The sequence below is a fragment of the Pseudoxanthomonas sp. P4_B2 genome (genome assembly GCF_056402315.1).
The window spans coordinates 620230-638034 of record NZ_JBFUHQ010000002.1 but is presented as its reverse complement, the minus strand read 5'-3'; the positions used below and the strand labels follow the sequence as shown (position 1 = coordinate 638034).

The 17805-nt window shown below is 64.2% G+C and carries 16 protein-coding genes; 6 read left to right on the top strand and 10 right to left on the bottom strand.

Features of this window, described 5'->3' with window-relative positions; all coding sequences use genetic code 11:
• Window positions 1-8 precede the first annotated feature (8 nt).
• From AC1DTQ_RS07370 to AC1DTQ_RS07355, 4 genes are all read left to right on the top strand, one after another.
• Window positions 9-527, top strand: coding sequence for an N-acetyltransferase family protein (locus tag AC1DTQ_RS07370; RefSeq protein ID WP_477848861.1), 519 nt, complete (start codon window positions 9-11; stop codon window positions 525-527).
• Window positions 528-601: 74 nt separating this feature from the next.
• Entirely contained in the window at window positions 602-1528 is a 927-nt protein-coding gene (locus AC1DTQ_RS07365; RefSeq protein WP_477848860.1) for a YihY/virulence factor BrkB family protein, read from the top strand.
• Window positions 1529-1565: 37 nt separating this feature from the next.
• Window positions 1566-3293, top strand: a complete 1728-nt coding sequence (dnaG, locus tag AC1DTQ_RS07360; protein WP_477848859.1) for a DNA primase — start codon at window positions 1566-1568, stop codon at window positions 3291-3293.
• A 155-nt stretch (window positions 3294-3448) separates the two neighbouring features.
• Window positions 3449-5455, top strand: a complete 2007-nt coding sequence (locus tag AC1DTQ_RS07355; RefSeq protein ID WP_477848858.1) for a S9 family peptidase — start codon at window positions 3449-3451, stop codon at window positions 5453-5455.
• A 30-nt stretch (window positions 5456-5485) separates the two neighbouring features.
• Here AC1DTQ_RS07355 and AC1DTQ_RS07350 read toward each other — a convergent pair whose 3' ends face one another.
• From AC1DTQ_RS07350 to AC1DTQ_RS07335, 4 genes are read right to left on the bottom strand one after another with little or no spacing between them, the layout of a single operon-like run.
• Window positions 5486-6409 (bottom strand): heme o synthase, encoded by a 924-nt coding sequence (locus AC1DTQ_RS07350; RefSeq protein ID WP_477848857.1) that lies wholly within the window; start codon window positions 6407-6409, stop codon window positions 5486-5488.
• Window positions 6410-6411: 2 nt separating this feature from the next.
• Window positions 6412-7590, bottom strand: a complete 1179-nt coding sequence (locus AC1DTQ_RS07345) for a COX15/CtaA family protein (protein ID WP_477848856.1) — start codon at window positions 7588-7590, stop codon at window positions 6412-6414.
• Window positions 7590-8177 carry a hypothetical protein gene (locus tag AC1DTQ_RS07340; protein ID WP_477848855.1) on the bottom strand — a complete coding sequence of 196 codons (588 nt, stop codon included), beginning with the start codon at window positions 8175-8177 and terminating at the stop codon, window positions 7590-7592. Before AC1DTQ_RS07340 ends, AC1DTQ_RS07345 begins: the two co-directional genes overlap by 1 nt.
• 28 nt (window positions 8178-8205) lie before the next feature.
• Window positions 8206-8943, bottom strand: a complete 738-nt coding sequence (locus AC1DTQ_RS07335; RefSeq protein WP_477848854.1) for an SURF1 family protein — start codon at window positions 8941-8943, stop codon at window positions 8206-8208.
• A 69-nt stretch (window positions 8944-9012) separates the two neighbouring features.
• Between AC1DTQ_RS07335 and AC1DTQ_RS07330 the strand changes: the two genes are divergently transcribed.
• The gene (locus AC1DTQ_RS07330; RefSeq protein WP_093289811.1) at window positions 9013-9231 is read left to right on the top strand and encodes a twin transmembrane helix small protein; all 219 of its coding nucleotides are present in this window, start codon (window positions 9013-9015) and stop codon (window positions 9229-9231) included.
• A 237-nt stretch (window positions 9232-9468) separates the two neighbouring features.
• Here AC1DTQ_RS07330 and AC1DTQ_RS07325 read toward each other — a convergent pair whose 3' ends face one another.
• The 6 genes from AC1DTQ_RS07325 to AC1DTQ_RS07300 all read right to left on the bottom strand — a co-directional run bounded on the left by AC1DTQ_RS07325 (window position 9469) and on the right by AC1DTQ_RS07300 (window position 14263).
• Entirely contained in the window at window positions 9469-10347 is an 879-nt protein-coding gene (locus AC1DTQ_RS07325) for a cytochrome c oxidase subunit 3 (protein ID WP_477848853.1), read from the bottom strand.
• A gap of 64 nt (window positions 10348-10411) precedes the next feature.
• On the bottom strand, window positions 10412-10990 hold the full coding sequence (locus AC1DTQ_RS07320; RefSeq protein ID WP_310092589.1) for a cytochrome c oxidase assembly protein: 579 nt from the start codon (window positions 10988-10990) through the stop codon (window positions 10412-10414).
• Window positions 10987-11121: a hypothetical protein gene (locus AC1DTQ_RS07315; protein WP_477848852.1), complete on the bottom strand. Its 135-nt coding sequence runs from the start codon at window positions 11119-11121 to the stop codon at window positions 10987-10989. Before AC1DTQ_RS07315 ends, AC1DTQ_RS07320 begins: the two co-directional genes overlap by 4 nt.
• 6 nt (window positions 11122-11127) lie before the next feature.
• Window positions 11128-12738, bottom strand: a complete 1611-nt coding sequence (gene ctaD / locus AC1DTQ_RS07310) for a cytochrome c oxidase subunit I (protein ID WP_477848851.1) — start codon at window positions 12736-12738, stop codon at window positions 11128-11130.
• Window positions 12739-12811: 73 nt separating this feature from the next.
• Window positions 12812-13756 (bottom strand): cytochrome c oxidase subunit II, encoded by a 945-nt coding sequence (gene coxB, locus AC1DTQ_RS07305; RefSeq protein WP_477848850.1) that lies wholly within the window; start codon window positions 13754-13756, stop codon window positions 12812-12814.
• A gap of 18 nt (window positions 13757-13774) precedes the next feature.
• Window positions 13775-14263, bottom strand: a complete 489-nt coding sequence (locus AC1DTQ_RS07300) for a DUF2244 domain-containing protein (RefSeq protein WP_477848849.1) — start codon at window positions 14261-14263, stop codon at window positions 13775-13777.
• Between the two features lie 137 nt (window positions 14264-14400).
• Here AC1DTQ_RS07300 and putA point away from each other — a divergent pair, with 137 nt between their 5' ends.
• Window positions 14401-17754: a bifunctional proline dehydrogenase/L-glutamate gamma-semialdehyde dehydrogenase PutA gene (gene putA / locus AC1DTQ_RS07295; protein ID WP_477848848.1), complete on the top strand. Its 3354-nt coding sequence runs from the start codon at window positions 14401-14403 to the stop codon at window positions 17752-17754.
• Window positions 17755-17805 lie beyond the last annotated feature (51 nt).

Sequence of the window (17805 nt, the reverse complement as noted above, 5' to 3'; positions counted from 1 at the left end):
GTAGTTTGATGACTCCCACTCACAGCTCCACACCGGAAATCCATTTGCGCCAAGCGCAAGTCGCCGACATCTCTCAAATCCTTGCTTTCATCCGCGAGTTAGCCGAATACGAAAAGCTCGCCCACGAAGCCGTGGCAGACGAAACTACGCTGGCGACGCAATTGTTCGGCGATCATCCCGCCGCGGAAGTAGTGATCGCCGAAGTCGACAGCCAGCCGGCCGGCTTCGCCTTGTTCTTCCACAACTTCTCCACCTTCGTCGGCAAGCGTGGTCTCTACCTGGAAGACCTCTTCGTCAGGCCCGAGTACCGCGGCCTGGGCCTGGGCCGACGTTTGATGATCCACCTGGCCAAACTGGCGGTGGAACGGGACTGCGGCCGCTTCGAGTGGTCGGTGCTGGATTGGAACACGCCCGCCATCGATTTCTATCGCGAACTCGGCGCGTCGCCGCTGGATGAGTGGACCGTGCAGCGCGTCACCGGCGATGCGCTCAAGGCACTGGCCGCGCGTGGCCACCACGAAGACTGAGGCTTCACTTCTCGCTCACAAGCCTCGAACTTTCCCGTTGGCATGCTCGACGCGTCGTAACGCATCCTAACCGCATGCATAAGCCTTCCCCCGACAAGATCAAACGCCATCTGCAACGCTTGCAGCAGAGTTTGCCGGTCGCGCTGGTGACCCGTTTCATCGAGATCGACCTGATGACGCAGGCCGCATCGCTCGCCTTCTATGCCGTGTTGTCGTTGGCGCCGCTGCTAGTGCTGTTGCTATGGCTGACGGCGTCGCTGTATCCGACCGCCCAGGACGAACTGATTCGCCAGGTCGGGCAACTGGCGGGGGCTGAGGCCGAAACCATCGCCGATACCATCATCGACAACGCGCGGGCACGGCCCAGCGTCGGTTCGCTGGCGGGCCTGTGGAGCACGTTGCTGCTCTTCGTCGGCGCAACGGCGGTGTTCGCACGGCTGCAGGCCGCCTTGAATCTCATCTTTCGCACCGACGCGCAGCGCCTGGAAACGCTGATGGCCTGGCTGCGCAAGCGCATCTTTTCCTTCGGCGTGATCTTCGCCCTGGGCTTCCTGCTGCTGGTATCGATGACTTTGAGCACGGTGCTGCAGGTCATGTTCGCCAATGTCCCTTCCCTCTTGCCGGCCATCGGCACCACCGCGAGCCTGGCGGTCTACGTGGTCGCCTTCGCCTTCCTGTATCACTACCTGCCCGACCGTCATGTGCGCTGGCGCCAGGCCTTTATGGGCGGGGCGATCACCGCACTGCTGTTCACGGGCGGCCGCTACTTGATCGGCCTGTACATCGCGCAGGCCGACCCGGGCAGCGCGTACGGGTCGACCGGTGCGCTGGTAATCCTGCTGGTGTGGATCTATTACGCGACGGTGGTGTTCTTCGTCGGCGCGCTGCTCACGGCCGTGATCGACGAACGCGCCCGGGCCCGGACGACGCTGGAAGCAGCCGAACTGCCGCTGCCGCGCGCCGGAAAAGCCAGGCCATCCGAGCCTCCCCTGGCTGAATAGTCCTTCGCCTGCCCTTGCATGGCATCCTAGTCGTTCCATGGCCCGCATCCCCGACGCTTTCATCGACGACCTCCTGGCGCGCACCGACATCGTCGAGGTGATTGGCACGCGCGTGCCGTTGAAACGGCAGGGAAAGGAGTATTCGGCGCGCTGCCCGTTCCACGACGAGCGTTCGCCGTCGTTCACGGTGTCGCAGACCAAGCAGTTCTACCACTGCTTCGGTTGCGGGGCGCACGGTACCGCCATCTCGTTCTTGATGAACTACGACCGTTTGGAATTCCTCGATGCGGTCGACGAACTGGCCAAGCGCGTGGGCATGGAAGTGCCCAAGGAAACCCAAAAACGGAACGAGACCGACGACGGTCGCGACATGTACGCGGCGCTGGACGCGGCGGCGAAGTTCTTCCAACGGCAGTTGGAGGGCAACGAGAAAGCAAAGGCTTACCTCGACCAGCGTGGCGTAGACGACAGCATCCGCGCGCAGTTCTCCATCGGTTATGCGCCGGATGGGTTTTCCGCGCTCAAAGATGCGCTGGGTACCGACGAACGCCGGATCAAACTGCTGGACAAGACCGGCATGCTGTCCAGGAGCGACAATGGCCGCGTCTACGACAAATTTCGCGACCGCGTGATGTTCCCCATCCACGACCGTCGCGGCCGGGTGATCGCCTTCGGCGGTCGCGTGCTGGCTAAGGACGACGGTCCGAAATACCTCAATTCGCCGGAAACGCCGCTGTTCCACAAAGGGCGCGAACTCTACGGTCTGTGGCAGGTTCGGCAAGCCAACCAGAAGATCGAGCGACTGGTGGTGGTGGAGGGTTACATGGACGTGGTGTCGCTGTTCCAGTACGGAGTGACGCAAGCCGTCGCGACGCTGGGCACGGCGACCACGCCCGATCATGCCGAGTTGTTGTTCCGCAATTCGCCGGACGTGTATTTCTGCTTCGATGGCGACGCCGCCGGCCAGCGCGCCGCCTGGAAGGCGCTGGAGTCGGTGTTGCCGCGCATGAAGGACGGACGCCAGGCGTTCTTCCTGTTCCTGCCCGATGGCGAAGATCCGGACAGCATCGTGCGCAGCGAAGGCGCGGCGGGTTTCGATACGCGCCTGCAGCAAGCCACGCCGCTGTCGCAGTTCTTCTACGACGAACTGGGCAAGGACGTGAAGCTTTCGACGCTGGACGGCAAGGCAAGATTGGCCGAGCGCGCCAAACCGCTGCTGGCGCAGATTCCCGACGGCGCCTTCGGCGACCTGATGCGGCAGCGCCTGGGCGAGATTACCGGCGTGGGCGTGCAACAACAGGCTGCGTTACCTGAAAAACCCAAACCCGTGTCGCGCGCTCCGGCGGCCACGCAAAGACGCAGCCTGGTGCGCGGCGCGATCTCGGTGCTGTTGCAGCAACCGTCGCTTGGTTTGTCGCTGGAGCCGCCTTATGGCTTCAAGGACCTGAAGCAACCCGGGGTGGAGTTATTGGTGGAATTGCTTTCGCTAGTGCATTCGCGCCCAGAGATCACCACCGGCGCATTGCTCCAGCATTTCGCCGAACGCGATGAGCTGATTCCACTACAGAAGCTGGCGTCGCATGCATTGCCCGGCAATGAAACGATCTGGCGCATGGAGTTGCTGGACGCGGTGGTGCAGCTGGAACGACAGACGGTAGAGCAGCGCATCGAGGAGTTGCAGGCCAAGAACCGCGATGGCGGACTGGACGAAGCCGACAAATACGAATTACGCGCCCTGCTGCAGGCACGGATAGGACGCGGTTGAGCGGGGCGATTTTGTAGAGCCGAGCTTGCTCGGCTGCTTTTTGATTCAGTGCCTAGAGCAGCCGAGCGAGCTCGGCTTTACAAGACATGACATTAGTCACGAGCTTGGGCGCGTTGGGCGGGTTACAGTCAGGCCTCGATTCCCGGAGAGCCACGATGCGCCCTATTTCCTGCGCTTTTTGCGCCGGCCTGCTGTTGTTTTCCACACTGCCCGCTTCGGCACAAGGCGCGCCCGAGGTGAAACGCCAGGAAGTGGGCAACCGCATCAGCGAAAATATTCCCGAAATACCGGCCGATCTGATCGAGCGACTCAACCGCTACCAGAACACCCGCGGCGCCAGCCTGGCCGGCTGGACCAAGGAAGGCTGCCTGCTGATCAGCACTCGCTTCGCCGAGACCACGCAGGCGCATCGCGTATGCCAACCGATGGGGATGCGCGAACAGCTGACGTTCTACCCGGAGCCCGTTTCGGGACTGACGCCGTCGCCGGCCGAAGCGTGGCGCGAAGGCTTCGTCTTCGCCAAGGACAAAGGCGGCGACGAATTCTCGCAGCTGTATTGGTTCGACGAGTCGACTCGCTCCATCACGCTGCTAACCGATGGCAAACGCACCCAAAACGACAGCGCGACGATGAGCCGCGACGGCGGCTTGCTGGCTTACACCAGCAACGCACGCAATGGCACGGACCGCGACGTGTGGGTGCGCGACACCCGCGCCAGCACCTCGCATCCGCTGGTGACGGCGGGCGGCAGCTGGAGCGCGATGGATTTCTCGCCGGATGGCAAGCGCCTGCTGGTGATGAAATACGTGTCGGCGAACGAGTCCTACCCCGGCGTGGTGGATCTGACTACGGGCAAGCTGGACCTGTTTCCCGTCGATGGCGACAAGGCGGCGTTCGCCGGTTTCAAGTTCGCGTCGGACGGCAAGTCCGTGTACTTCGTCTCCGATGAACCCTTTGACGGCAAGCCCAGCGAATTCCAGACCTTGCGCTTCCACGATCCGGAAGCCGGCAAGTTCGAGCGGCTGAGCGGCGGTATTCCCTGGGACGTAGACGGACTGGAAATCGCCGAAGACGGCAAGCATCTGGCCTTCGTCACCAATGAGGATGGGATCGACAAGCTGCACGTGCTTTCGCTGCCCGATCACCGACCGGTGAAGCTTCCGGAGTTGCCGGTGGGCGCGGTTGGCGGCATCTCTTTCTCGCCGGACGGCAAACATCTGGCTCTGGAGATGAACACCGCGACTTCGCCCAGCGATATCTATGTGGTCGACCTGCACGGCGTTAAGCTCGCGCGCTGGACGCGCAGCGAGATCGGCGGACTGGATGCGTCGAAGTTCATCGCACCGACGCTGGTGCGTTTTCCCACCTTCGACCAGGTGGACGGCGACACTTCGAAGGGAAGCAGGCGCACCATTCCGGCGTTCTACTACAAGCCCGCCAGCGCAGCGGCGGGCGGAAAACTCCCGGTCATCATCAGCATTCACGGCGGGCCGGAAGGCCAGTCGCTGCCAACATTCAATCCCAACTATCAGTTTCTGGCCAACGAACTGGGCGTTGCCGTGCTGGTGCCCAACGTGCGCGGCTCGTCGGGCTACGGCAAGACCTATCTGCGCCTGGACAACGCGGAAAAGCGCGAGGATTCGGTCAAAGACATCGGCGCGCTGCTGGATTGGATAGCGACTCAACCCGAACTCGACGCGAACCGCATAGGAGTTACCGGCGGCAGCTACGGCGGCTACATGGTGCTGGCTTCGCTGACTCATTACAGCGACCGCATCCGCGCCGGTGTGGAGACGGTCGGCATCTCGCATTTCGGTACCTTCCTCAACAACACCGAAAGCTATCGGCGCGACTTGCGACGCGCCGAATACGGCGACGAGCGCCTGCCGGAAATGAAGGCCGTATTCGACCGTATCTCGCCGTTGAACAACGCCGGGAAAATCACCTCGCCGCTGTTCGTCGCGCAAGGCAGGAACGATCCGCGCGTGCCGTACACCGAAGCCGAGCAGATCGTGAAGGCGGTGCGCGGCAACGGGCAGCCGGTGTGGTTCCTGATGTTCGCCGACGAGGGACACGGTTTCAAGAAGAAGACCAACAACGACTACTACGGCGCGGCGGCGATACGGTTCTGGCAGGAGTATCTGCTGGGCGACCGGAAATGAGGTCGTTCCCGGCATAGCCGGGTGGCCGTTTCAGCCCGGCGCGAACTCGATCAGGGCCGCCGGCTGCAGCAACGGCATCAGCCAGTGGTCGGCCAGCAGGAACGCGAACAGCGCCATCAGGTAGACGATGGAATAGTTGAACACGCGCATCGGAAAGAATTCGTCCGGCGGGTCCAGCAATCGCCACGCGTACCAGAGGAATACCGCACCCAGCACCAGCGCCCCGCCCAGATAGAAGAACCCGCTCATGCCGAAGATGCAGGGCAACACAGTGACCTCGACCAGCAGCACCGTGTAGAACAGGATTTGCCAGCGCGTATAGGTCACGCCGTGGGTCACCGGCAGCATCGGCACCAACGCGCGCGCGTAGTCGTCGCGACGGAAGATGGCCAGTGCCCAGAAATGCGGCGGCGTCCATACGAAGATGATCAGCACCAGCAGTAGCGCATACGGCCAGTCCCATTCGCCGGTCATACCGGTGACCGAGGCCCAGCCCAGCAACGGCGGTGCGGCGCCGGCGACGCCGCCGATGACGATGTTCTGCGGCGTGGCACGCTTGAGAAACACGGTATAGACGACCGCATAACCGATCAGCGAGGCGAAGGTCAGCACGGCAGTGATCGTGTTGACCCACACCACCAGCACCGTCATCGAGACGGCGGCCAACGCCAGCGCGAACACCAATGCTTGCCACGGCTTCAGCTGGCCGACGACCAGGGGACGCCACGAGGTACGCGCCATCTTCGCGTCGATGCGCGCATCGAGGATCTGGTTGATCGCGGCCGCGCTGGAAGCCGCCAGCCAGATACCGAGGAAACCGAGCGCGCCGTGCTTCAGCTGTTGCGCGTCCGGCATGCCGTCGATGGCCAGCAACATGCCCACCAGCGCGGTGAACACGATCAGCGCGACTACACGCGGCTTGGTGAGGCTCCAGTACTGGCGGATGACCGACATCGCTATTCCGGCTTGCGCAAACGCGCCAGCAAAGAGACCAGCACGAACAACAGCAGCGCGGCGCCGGCGTTGTGCGCCACCGCCACGTGCAGCGGCAAGGCCAGCTTGACGTTGAGGATACCCAGCGAGACTTGGGCGACGACCAGCACGATCAATGCAGTGGACCAACTGCGCATGCCCGGCGTGTACAACAGCCGCACGGCGAACGTCAGCAGGTACAAGGCGAGGACGACTGCGACGATGCGGTGCGCCATCTGGATGGCGATGCGCGAGGCGCCATCCAGCACGCCGCCTTCGTAGTCCACTCCGACGCCGCGCCAGAGCACGAAGCCTTCGCGGAAGTCGTGCGGCGGCCACCACTGGCCCACGCACTTGGGGAAGTTGTCGGCCGACCAGCTGCCCGCGCCGCACGACAGGGCCGCATAGTTGGCGCTGACCCAGCCGCCGAGCGCGATCTGTAGCCCCAGCAACAGCAGGCCCGCGATGACCCAGCGCTTCAGGATGCCGGCTTCGACGACGATGATCGGGCGGCCGATCGCGCGCCACGCCATCCACGTCAGCAAGGCGAAGGTGGTCAGTCCGCCCAACAGATGACCCATGACCACGATGGGCTTGAGCAGCCAGGTCACCGTCCACATGCCCAGCAGGGCCTGGAAGATGATCACCGCCAGAGTCAATGCACCCGTGCGGGCGAGATCCGTATTGGACCAGCGCAGCGCGGCGAACAGCAGGAAGGTTTCGCCGAGGATCGCCAGCGCGGAAGCCGCGCCATGTTCGCCGCGCATGTACAGCGGAATCGCGGCGACCACCAGCAGCGAGGCGACGGCGATCTGGGCGATGCCGTAGCGGCGCTTGCGCGCGGCCAGCACCGCCAGCAGCAGCACCAGCACGCCCAGCGAACCGGCCAGCATCCTATGCACTTGCTCGCGCCAGGCTTTATGCGTTTCGAAGGGACGGATGGCGCTGGCGGCATGATCGTTCACTTCGCTGGCGGCCTGCGGCCACGCGGCGCGGCCGTAGCAGGTCGGCCAGTCCGGACAACTCAATCCTGCATCGGACAGGCGCACGAAAGCGCCGAATACGACCACGCACAGCGTCAGCGCGACGGCGAGCCAGGCGAAGCGGTGAAAGTGCCTGTATAGAGCAGGCTTGTATACGGCGGGTCGCGCTAACAGGTTCATCAGATCAATTTCAGCAATTTGGAAACGTCGGTACGGATGAAACCCGGATCGGTCCCCGGCGCGTAACGCAGGATCACGAAGCCGTTGGGATCGATCACGTAGACCGGCACGCCCGCAGGATCGTTCACGCGCGGCAACGCGGCCAGCAGCTCGGGCGTCGACTGTAACTGGCGCAACGACGCGGTATTGGGCGAGCCAGCGGGACGCGGGCCGACCCACAGGATTTCCACATGGTCGGCGTTGTTGCCGAACAGCTGCCACACCACGTCCAGGTCTTTGGCCAGCTTCAGGCACTCGCTGGCGCAATGGGCCGGCGGCGCGACCACGATCCGCCACATGCGTTCGGCCGGTTGCCACGCGTAGTCGCTGCCATCCGCGAGCTTGGGCACCACCGCGCGCGCATCCACCGCCGGACGCAGCATCTCGCCATGGGCCTTGGTGCCCTGCGGCTGCCAGCCGCTGAACCGCAGCACGCCCGCACCGAAGATGGTGCCGAAGAACAGCAGGAAGATCAGCACCAGGATCCAGCGTCCGCGGCGGATCCGTGCCGCCTCGGAGGAGCTCGGAAGAGGGGGATTCGAATTCATAGGCGGCATTTTCTCATGCGCAGCGGCTCTACGCCGCCTTCGAACGCCTCTCGCGCTTGCGCAAGGTCAGCACCAAAGCGGTGATGAGCACGGTCAACGCCAGCCCGAACCATTGCACCGCGTAGCCGAGGTGGCGTTCGGGCGGCAGGGTGTTGGGAAGGATATCCAGGTCGCGGAGGTAGCCGACCTTGAGCGCGGGATCCAGGCGCAGCACGCGCGGAGCGAGCGTCGGCAGTTTGAGCGCGCTCGACAGCACCGCATGGTCGAGGCTGGTCGCCAACAGATTGCCATCGGCCTGCGGCGAAGCGATCGCACTGGCGAGACCCGCGGACGGCGGCGGCGCCAGCAGGCCAGTCACCTGCAAGGTGCCGGAAAAGGATTCGATCCGGGGAAGCTTGCGATCGCCCGCAAGCGGCAGCCACCCCAGCTCCACCAGCAAAGGCGGTGCGGCCGCGGCAGCCGGTTGGAACACGCGATAGATGCGCACTCCGGAACGGCCTTCGCGGGTCTGGTTGTCGAGCAGCACGGCAGGTGCCTCGGTGAAACGGCCCTCGCCTTGCGCCCAGTCGTAGGCGGCCCTGCGCAACGGATCCGCAGCAGAGCGCAACGGCAGCGGCTTGCGTACGGCCAGAACGCTTCGCGATTCGGCCAGCATCGCCTTTTTCTTCTGGGCGCGATCCAACTGCCAGACGCCGAGGCTGCAGAACAGCGCCATCGCCAGCAAGGCGAGGCTCCAGCCGAACAGACGTCCTCTGGGCCGACTCACGCGCGCTTATCTCGCGCCTGCGATAATGCGGGCCTTAATACTGCGCGCTCACCGCCGGACGAAAGCACCATGAACGACTCGCTGAAAACCCTGCTGATCATCGCGTTCCTGATAGTGATCCTGTGGAACCTGGGTGCCGGCCTGTATTACCTGCTGGTCGACAAGGGCCAGAGCAAGCGTACCGTCAATGCCCTGACCCGGCGCATCGCGTTCTCGGTGGCGCTGATCCTGCTGGTGGCGCTGGGCATCTATACCGGAGTGATCAAGCCGCATGGGATTGGCGGCTGATGTTTTCCCCTTCTCCCACCGGCGCCCGAAGGGTGTGCAGAGCTGAGAAGGTGCCCGCAGGGCGGATGAGGGAATGGCCTATCCGCGTTAGTGCAAGTTAGAAGTCTGGAAGGATTCCAGACGGGGGGCGCAGTCGTCAGATTCGGAACCGACGTGCTGGACGTCCACTACAAGCTGAGAGTCCACTCCCTCATCCGGCGCTGCGCGCCACCTTCTCCCGAAGGAGAAGGAAATGCATCAGAGCACGTAGACGAACAGGAACAGGCCCAGCCACACCACGTCGACGAAATGCCAGTACCACGCGGCCGCTTCGAAGGCGAAATGGTTGTCCTTGGTGAAATGGCCCTTGAGCACGCGCAGCCACATGATCAGCAGCATCAGCGTGCCCAGGAACACGTGCGCGCCGTGGAAGCCGGTCAGCATGAAGAAGGTGGAGCCGTAGATGCCCGAACCTAAAGTCAGGTTCAATTCCTTATAGGCGTGGATGTACTCCTCCGCCTGGAAGGTCAAGAACAGACCGCCCAGCACCACGGTCAGGCCCAGCCAGATCAGCACCTGCGTGCGGTTGGCCGCTTTCAGCGCGTGGTGGGCGATGGTCAGGGTTACGCCCGAGCTCAACAGGATCAGGGTGTTGACCAACGGCAGGCCCCAGGCCGGGATGGTCTGGAACGCACCGCCCACTTGCGCCGGACCCGAGGTCGGCCAAGCCGCGCTGAACCCATCCCACAGCAGCGCATTGGTCATCACGCCATCGCCTTCGCCGCCCAACCACGGCAACGCCAGGTTGCGCGCATAGAACAGTGCGCCGAAGAACGCGCCGAAGAACATCACCTCGGAGAAGATGAACCACACCATGCCCATGCGGAACGACACGTCCACCTGCTTGTTGTAGCTGCCGGTGATCGATTCGCGGATCACGTCGCCGAACCACATGAACAGCGTGGCGCAGAGCATGAAGATGCCGGCGAAGAACGCCCACTTTCCCCACACCGTCTCATTGAGCCAGCTGGCCACGCCCAGCATGGTGGTGAACATGGCGATGGAGCCCACGAACGGCCACTTGCTGTGATGCGGTACGTAGTAGACGTTGGCGTCCGGCGAATGCGTTTGGGCCATGGCGGGGTCTTTCCTGATCCTGATGCTGTGATGTGGTGCGATCGATTGCGGATTATTGGGTTGCTTACGGCGCCGCGAGCGGCGTATGCGCTGTCTTGGCCGCGCCGAGTCGCGCGGTCAAGGCATCGTTTCGGAAGAAGGTATACGACAGGGTGATGGTTTTCACGTCAGCCGGCAGGTTGGGGTCGACGATAAAACGCACCGGCATGTCGCGGGTTTCGCCTGCCTGCAGGGTCTGGGCGGTGAAGCAGAAGCACTCGGTCTTGGTGAAGTAGCCCGAGGCGCGCGACGGCGCGACCGAGGGCACGGCGCTGCCGACAATGGTGTTCTTGCTGTCGTTGCGCGCGAAGTACAGCGCTTCGTTCAATTCGCCCGGCACCACCTGCATGGTCAGCTGTTCCGGATGGAACGCCCACGGCAGTTTCGAGTTCACGCCGCCATCGAACTGCACGGTCACCGTGCGTGCCTTCGGTGCCAGCGCTGCGGCCTGGGCTTCGCCCGGGCCCTGTTCCAGACGGATGCCGAAAACCTTCTCGCAGGCGATGCGATACAGCGGCACCAGCGAGAAAGTGAAGGCGAAGGCGGCCAGCGACACGCCCACCAGCTTGAACAGTCCGGCCGCGTTGGATTTGTTGGCGCTCATGCCGCGGCCACGCCGGACAGGATGAAGGCGATATAGATCGCCACCGCTATCGCGCCTATCACCAACGCCGTGCGCACCGCGCGCTTGCGGCGCGCGGTGAAGTCGTCAGTAGGGCGAAGCGGCGTGGTCATGGCGGATCAGTGGGTCACGTCGTCGTGGGCCAGGTCGCCCGGGCGGATCACCGGCGGCGTGGTGAAGGTGTGGTGCGGCGCCGGCGAAGGCACCGTCCATTCCAGTCCGCGCGCGTGCTCCCAGGCGCGCGCTTCGGCCTTGGCGCCGCTACGCAGCGAGCTCAACAGGATCGCCGCCATCAGGAACGGAGTGACAAACATGCCGAACGCGCCGATCGAGCTGATCAGGTTCCAGTCCGCAAACACCGGGTTGTAGTCCGGGATGCGGCGCGGCATGCCGGCCAGGCCCAGAAAGTGCTGCGGGAAGAACAGTAGGTTGACGAACACCATCGTCCACCAGAAATGCACCTTGCCCCAGAACTGGCTGTACATGCGGCCCGACCATTTCGGCCACCAGTAGTAGACCGCGGCGATGATGCCGAACAGCGCTCCAGTGACCAGCACGTAATGGAAGTGCGCGACCACGAAATAGGTGTCGTGATATTGGAAGTCCGCCGGCACGATGGCCAGCATCAGCCCGGAGAAGCCACCGATGGTGAACAGGATCACGAACGAGATCGCCCACAACATCGGCACTTCGAACGAAAGCGAACCGCGCCACATGGTGCTGACCCAGTTGAACACCTTCACCCCGGTGGGGATAGCGATCAACATGGTCGCGAACATGAAGTAGATTTCGCCGCCCAGCGGCATGCCCACCGTGAACATGTGGTGCGCCCACACGATGAACGACAGGAAAGCGATCGACGCGGTGGCGTAGACCATGGCCTGGTAGCCGAACAGCGGCTTGCGACTGAAGGTCGGCAGGATCTCGCTGGCGATACCGAACGCCGGCAGGATCATGATGTAGACCTCCGGATGTCCGAAGAACCAGAAGATGTGCTGGAACATCACCGGGTCGCCGCCGCCGGCCGCATTGAAGAACGAGGTGCCGAAGAATTTATCGGTCAGCAGCATGGTCACCGCGCCGGCCAGCACCGGCATCACCGCGATCAGCAGGAACGCGGTGATCAGCCAGGTCCAGCAGAAGATCGGCATCTTCAGCAGGTCGATACCCGGCGCACGCATGTTGAGGATGGTGGCGATGATGTTGATCGCGCCCATGATCGAGCTGACACCCATCATGTGGATGGCGAACACGGTGAAGGCCACGTTGTAGCCGCCCTGCAGCGACAACGGCGGGTATAGCGTCCAGCCGCCGGCCGGTCCGCCGCCTGGCAGCACCAGGGTCAGCAGCAGCATGGTGAAGGCGAACGGCAGGATCCAGAACGACCAGTTGTTCATGCGCGGCAGGGCCATGTCCGGCGCGCCGATCTGCAGCGGCACCATCCAGTTGGCCAGGCCGACGAACGCCGGCATCACCCCGCCGAAGATCATCACCAGCGCATGCATCGAGGTCATTTGATTGAAGAACTCGGGCTTCACGTACTGCAGGCCCGGGGTCATCAGCTCCAGACGGATCATCACCGACATGGCCGCGCCGATCAGGAACATGACGAAGCTGAAGATCAGATACAGCGTGCCGATGTCTTTGTGATTGGTCGAGAAGAACCAACGCTCGACGAAGCCTTGCTTGTGGCCGTGATCGTCATGGTGGGCGACTTCGGAATAGGCCATGGGGTGTTACCTCAGAAAATCGGTGCTAGTGAAATGCGGATGGCGTGGACGAATCAGCGTCGGTTCGACGCGATCAAGCCTTGGCGGGTTCGGGGGCGGGAGCGGCTTCGACCGGTGCGGCGGCGGGCGCAGCCTCGACAGGTGCGGCTTCTACCGGCGCAGCAGCAGGGGTGGCCGCAGGCGCAGGCGCGGCCGGCTTACGCGACGCGATCCACTGCTTGAATTCTTCCTTCGACACCGCGCGCACCACGATCGGCATGAAGCCGTGGTCCTTGCCGCACAGTTCGGCGCACTGGCCGCGATAGATGCCGGGGGTCTGGATGTCGGTCCAGGCCTCGTTGATGATTCCCGGAATGGCGTCCTGCTTCCAGCCCAGCGCCGGCACCCACCACGCGTGGATCACGTCGTCGGCGGTGATGACGAAACGGATCTTGGTGTTGACCGGCAACACCAGCTGGTTGTCGACATCGAGCAGGTAGTGCGGATTGGCCGCCACCGTTGGCCGCGTGCCGCTCTGGCGGATGCGGTTGGATTCACGGTCCAGGCGGCTGGTGAACACGACATCCTGGCCCAGGTATTCGTATTTCCACATCCACTGGTAGCCGGTGATCTTCACCGTCATCTCGGAATCGCGGGTGTCGTACATGGCGATCAGTTTGGCCGTGGCCGGCCAGGCCATCACGATCAGGATCAGGATCGGGATCACCGTCCAGATGATTTCGGCGGTGGTGTTATGGCTGAACTGCGCCGCGACTGCGCCCTTGGAATGGCGGAACTTGACCATGGCGTAGGCCATGGCGCCGAACACGATGATGCCGATCACCACGCAGACCCACAGCGCCACCATGTGCGCGTCGTAGGCGTGCTGCGCGGACGTGGTGACGCCCCTGCCCATGTTGAGCTGCCAGGGTTTGGGATCGGCCGATTGCGCCCAGGCCAGAGCCGGCGCCAGCAACAATGCGCAGGCCGCACCCAAAGACCGCGTGACCCGCTTGAAGAAACCTTTCGCTTGCGTCATTGCCTAGACCCTTGTGCGTCATCGGTAGCGGCTTGCCGCCGCCAGTAAATCCTGCAACTGCCTTGCCAGCTCCCGGCGTTCGGCCGGTCCGAGGAAGTTGCCCACCTCGACCCGCCTGCCGCTGGAAACCAGCGAAATCCTTTCGCCTTCCTCTTCGATACGCAGACGCACCCAATAGGGATGCGCCCGGAATATCGGCTGTGCCTCGGCCCCGTTTCCGGCGCTGCGGCTGACCTCCACCACCTCCGGATCGATGGTGATGCATTCGCCGCGTTCGCCGCTGCGCCACAACCAACGCAGCGCTGCCGCCACGATCGCGCTGTGCAGCAGCGCGAAGGCCGGCGCGAACACATTGCCGGCGAGCCAGCCTGCGCTGGCCACCAACCACATCGTCCCGGCCAGCACGGCGAACAGCGCCCTGAACTGGTGGGCCGTCAACGCCCGGGGCGGTCGCAGGCTGAGCTGCGCGCCATGCCCAACCGGGAAAGACGGAACCACTTCGATCATGTCGCCACCGCGCCGTAGCTGTCGCGGAAAACCACTAAATGGTAGCTCCCGTGCCGCATTGCGGCAAGCCGAAGGGGGTTCTCGCAGGTTCGCCACGCACTACACTAGGCGGCTCCGACACGTACTCTGCGGGCCTCATGACCGCCATTCCCCAAGCCGCCAGCGGCCCCGCCGCCGACGCACCGATCCTGTCCTCCGAACTGCCGGGCGAACCGACGCCCCTGCGCCGCGCTATTACCGCGGCCTGGATGCGCGACGAAACTGAACATGTGCGCGAATTACTGGAGCAGGCCCGCCTGCCCGCCGAAGACCAGGCCAAGGCTCAAGCGCTCGCCGCCGATCTGGTGAGCCGGGTCCGCGCCCGCGCGCAGGATCAGGGCGCCATCGAGGCTTTCATGCGCCAGTACGACCTGGGCAGCGAGGAAGGCGTGCTGCTGATGTGCGTGGCCGAGGCGCTGCTGCGCATCCCCGACCAGGACACCGCCGACAAGCTGATCCGCGACAAGCTGGGCGACGCCGACTGGCGCAAGCACATGGGCGAAAGCGACTCGGTGCTGGTCAACGCCTCGACCTGGGGGCTGATGCTGACCGGCAAGCTGGTCAGCCTGAACGACCTGACCCGCCATGATGTGCGCGGCGCGTTCAAGCGCCTGGTCGGCCGCGTGGGCGAACCGGTCATCCGCCTGGCCGTGCGCCAGGCCATGCGCATCATGGGCCACCAGTTCGTGATGGGGCGGACGATCGCCGAGGCGCTGACCCGTTCGCGCAAGGGCGACAACGCCAACTACCGTTATTCGTTCGACATGCTGGGCGAAGGCGCGCTGACTTCGAAAGATGCCGCACGCTACCTGGAGGCCTATCGCAAGGCAATCCATGCGATAGGAAAGACGGGGCCCTTCGCCGATGTCTTCGCCGCCCCCAGCATCTCGATCAAGCTGTCCGCGCTGCATCCGCGCTACGAACATGCCAAGCGCGCCCGGGTCATGGCCGAACTGGCCCCGGGCATCCTGGAGCTGGCGCAGTTGGCCAAGTCCTACGGCATCGGTTTCACCATCGACGCCGAAGAAGCCGACCGCCTGGAACTTTCGCTGGACCTGATCGAAGCCACTTTCTCGGACAAATCGCTGGACGGCTGGGAAGGCTATGGCCTGGCCGTGCAGGCCTATCAGAAGCGCACGCCGTATGTGATCGACTTCCTCGCCGACCTGGCCCGACGCGTCGGCCGGCGCATGCCGGTGCGCCTGGTCAAGGGCGCGTACTGGGATGCGGAAGTCAAACGCGCTCAGGTGGAAGGACATCCGGGCTATCCGGTGTTCACGCGCAAGCCCAATACCGATGTGTCGTATCTGGCCAATGCGCGGCGCCTGTTCGCCAACATCGATGCCTTGTATCCGATGTTCGCTACCCACAATGCGCAGACGATTGCCGCGATTCGCGCCCTTTCCCTTCTCCCACCGGGAGAAGGTGCCCCGAAGGGGCGGATGAGGGCGGGAGAATTCCAGCCCACGGAAACTGCATCGCAAGCGGAGAGTCCACGCCCTCATCCGCCCTACGGGCACCTTCTCCCGGAGGGAGAAGGGAAGCCGCACTTCGAATTCCAAAAACTCCACGGCATGGGCGACGATCTCTACGCCGAAGTGATTCCCGCCGACCGCCTGGGCGTCCCTTGCCGCGTGTACGCACCGGTGGGTTCGCACGAAGATCTGTTGCCGTACCTGGTCCGACGCCTGCTGGAGAACGGCGCCAACTCCAGCTTCGTCAACCGCATCACCGATGAAAACGTCGCCATCGAAGATCTGATCCGCGACCCGGTGGAAACTGTGTCCGCGTTCGACTCCATTCCGCACCCACGCATCCCGCTGCCGGCGCAACTTTTTCAGAACCAGGCGCCGAGCCTGAGCACCAACAGGAAGAATTCCATGGGCGCCAACCTCGCCAACGATCAGGACCTGCGCGCGCTCGCCGAGCAGGTCAACGCCGCCTTCGACCAGGCCGGTCCGCACGGTTGGCGCGCCGCGCCGCTGGTGCCCGGCGCAGTGCTGTCCACCCGCGCGCTGCCGGTGACCAACCCCGCCGACCGCCGCCAGACCATCGGCGAATGGCATGCGGCCGACAGCGCCATCGTCGAAAAAGCCCTGCAGAACGCGGTCGCCGCGCAACCGGGCTGGGACCGCACGCCGGCCGCCGGCCGCGCGACGATCCTGGAACACGCTGCCAGCTTGTTGGAAGCGCGCATGCCCGAATACATCGCGTTATGCGTGAAGGAAGCCGGCAAGACCATCCCCGACGGCGTGGCCGAGGTGCGCGAGGCGGTCGACTTCCTGCGTTACTACGCAGCGCAGGCGCGCGCGCAGTTCGGCGCGCCCGAACGCCTGCCCGGACCGACCGGCGAATCCAACGAACTGCAACTGCACGGACGCGGCGTGTTCGTCTGCATTAGTCCATGGAATTTCCCGCTGGCCATCTTCCTGGGCCAGGTCGCCGCGGCGCTGGCCGCTGGCAACAGCGTGATCGCCAAGCCGGCCGAGCAGACCAATCTGATCGGCCACGCCGCGGTGAAGCTGCTGCACGAAGCCGGGGTGCCGGAAAACGTGGTCCAGTTCCTGCCCGGCGACGGCGCTGTGGTCGGCGCGGCGCTGACCCAGGATCCGCGCGTGGCGGGCGTCGCCTTCACCGGTTCCACCGACACCGCGCGCGCGATCAACCGCGCGATGGCCGCGCGCGACGCGGCCATCGGGGTTCTGATCGCCGAGACCGGCGGCCAGAACGCCTTCATCGCCGACTCCTCCGCATTGCCGGAACAACTGGTCAAGGACGCGATCGGTTCGGCTTTCACCTCCGCAGGACAACGCTGCTCGGCCGCGCGCGTGCTGTTCGTGCAGGAAGACATCGCCGACAAGGTGATTAGCATGCTGGCCGGGGCGATGGACGAATTGAAGGTCGGCGATCCCGGCCTGCTTTCCACTGATGTGGGTCCGGTGATCGACGCCGATGCCTTGAAGCTGCTGGAAGACCATGCCGCGCGCATGGACCGGGAAGCGAAACCAATCAAGCGCGCGCATACGGATGCTTCCGTCGCTCACGGCACCTACTTCGCGCCCGGCGCCTGGGAGCTGCATTCGCTGGATCAGCTGCACAAGGAAGTCTTCGGCCCGGCGCTGCACGTGGTGCGCTGGAAGGGCGAGGAGTTGGACAAGGTCATCGACGCCATCAACGCCACCGGTTACGGCCTGACCCTGGGCGTGCATTCGCGCATCGACGAAACCATCGACCGCATCGCGGCACGGGTGAAGGTGGGCAATGTCTACGTCAACCGCAATCAGATCGGCGCGGTGGTCGGCGTGCAGCCGTTCGGCGGCCAGGGTCTGTCGGGCACCGGTCCCAAGGCCGGCGGTCCGCACTATCTGCCCCGTTTCGCCACCGAGAAGACCGTCACCGTGAACACCACGGCGGCAGGCGGCAACGCCTCGCTGCTGACCCTGGGCGACTAAGGCCGCGAATCTGCTTGGCCGCATTGGGCGGCTTGCGGGTCGATATCGGCG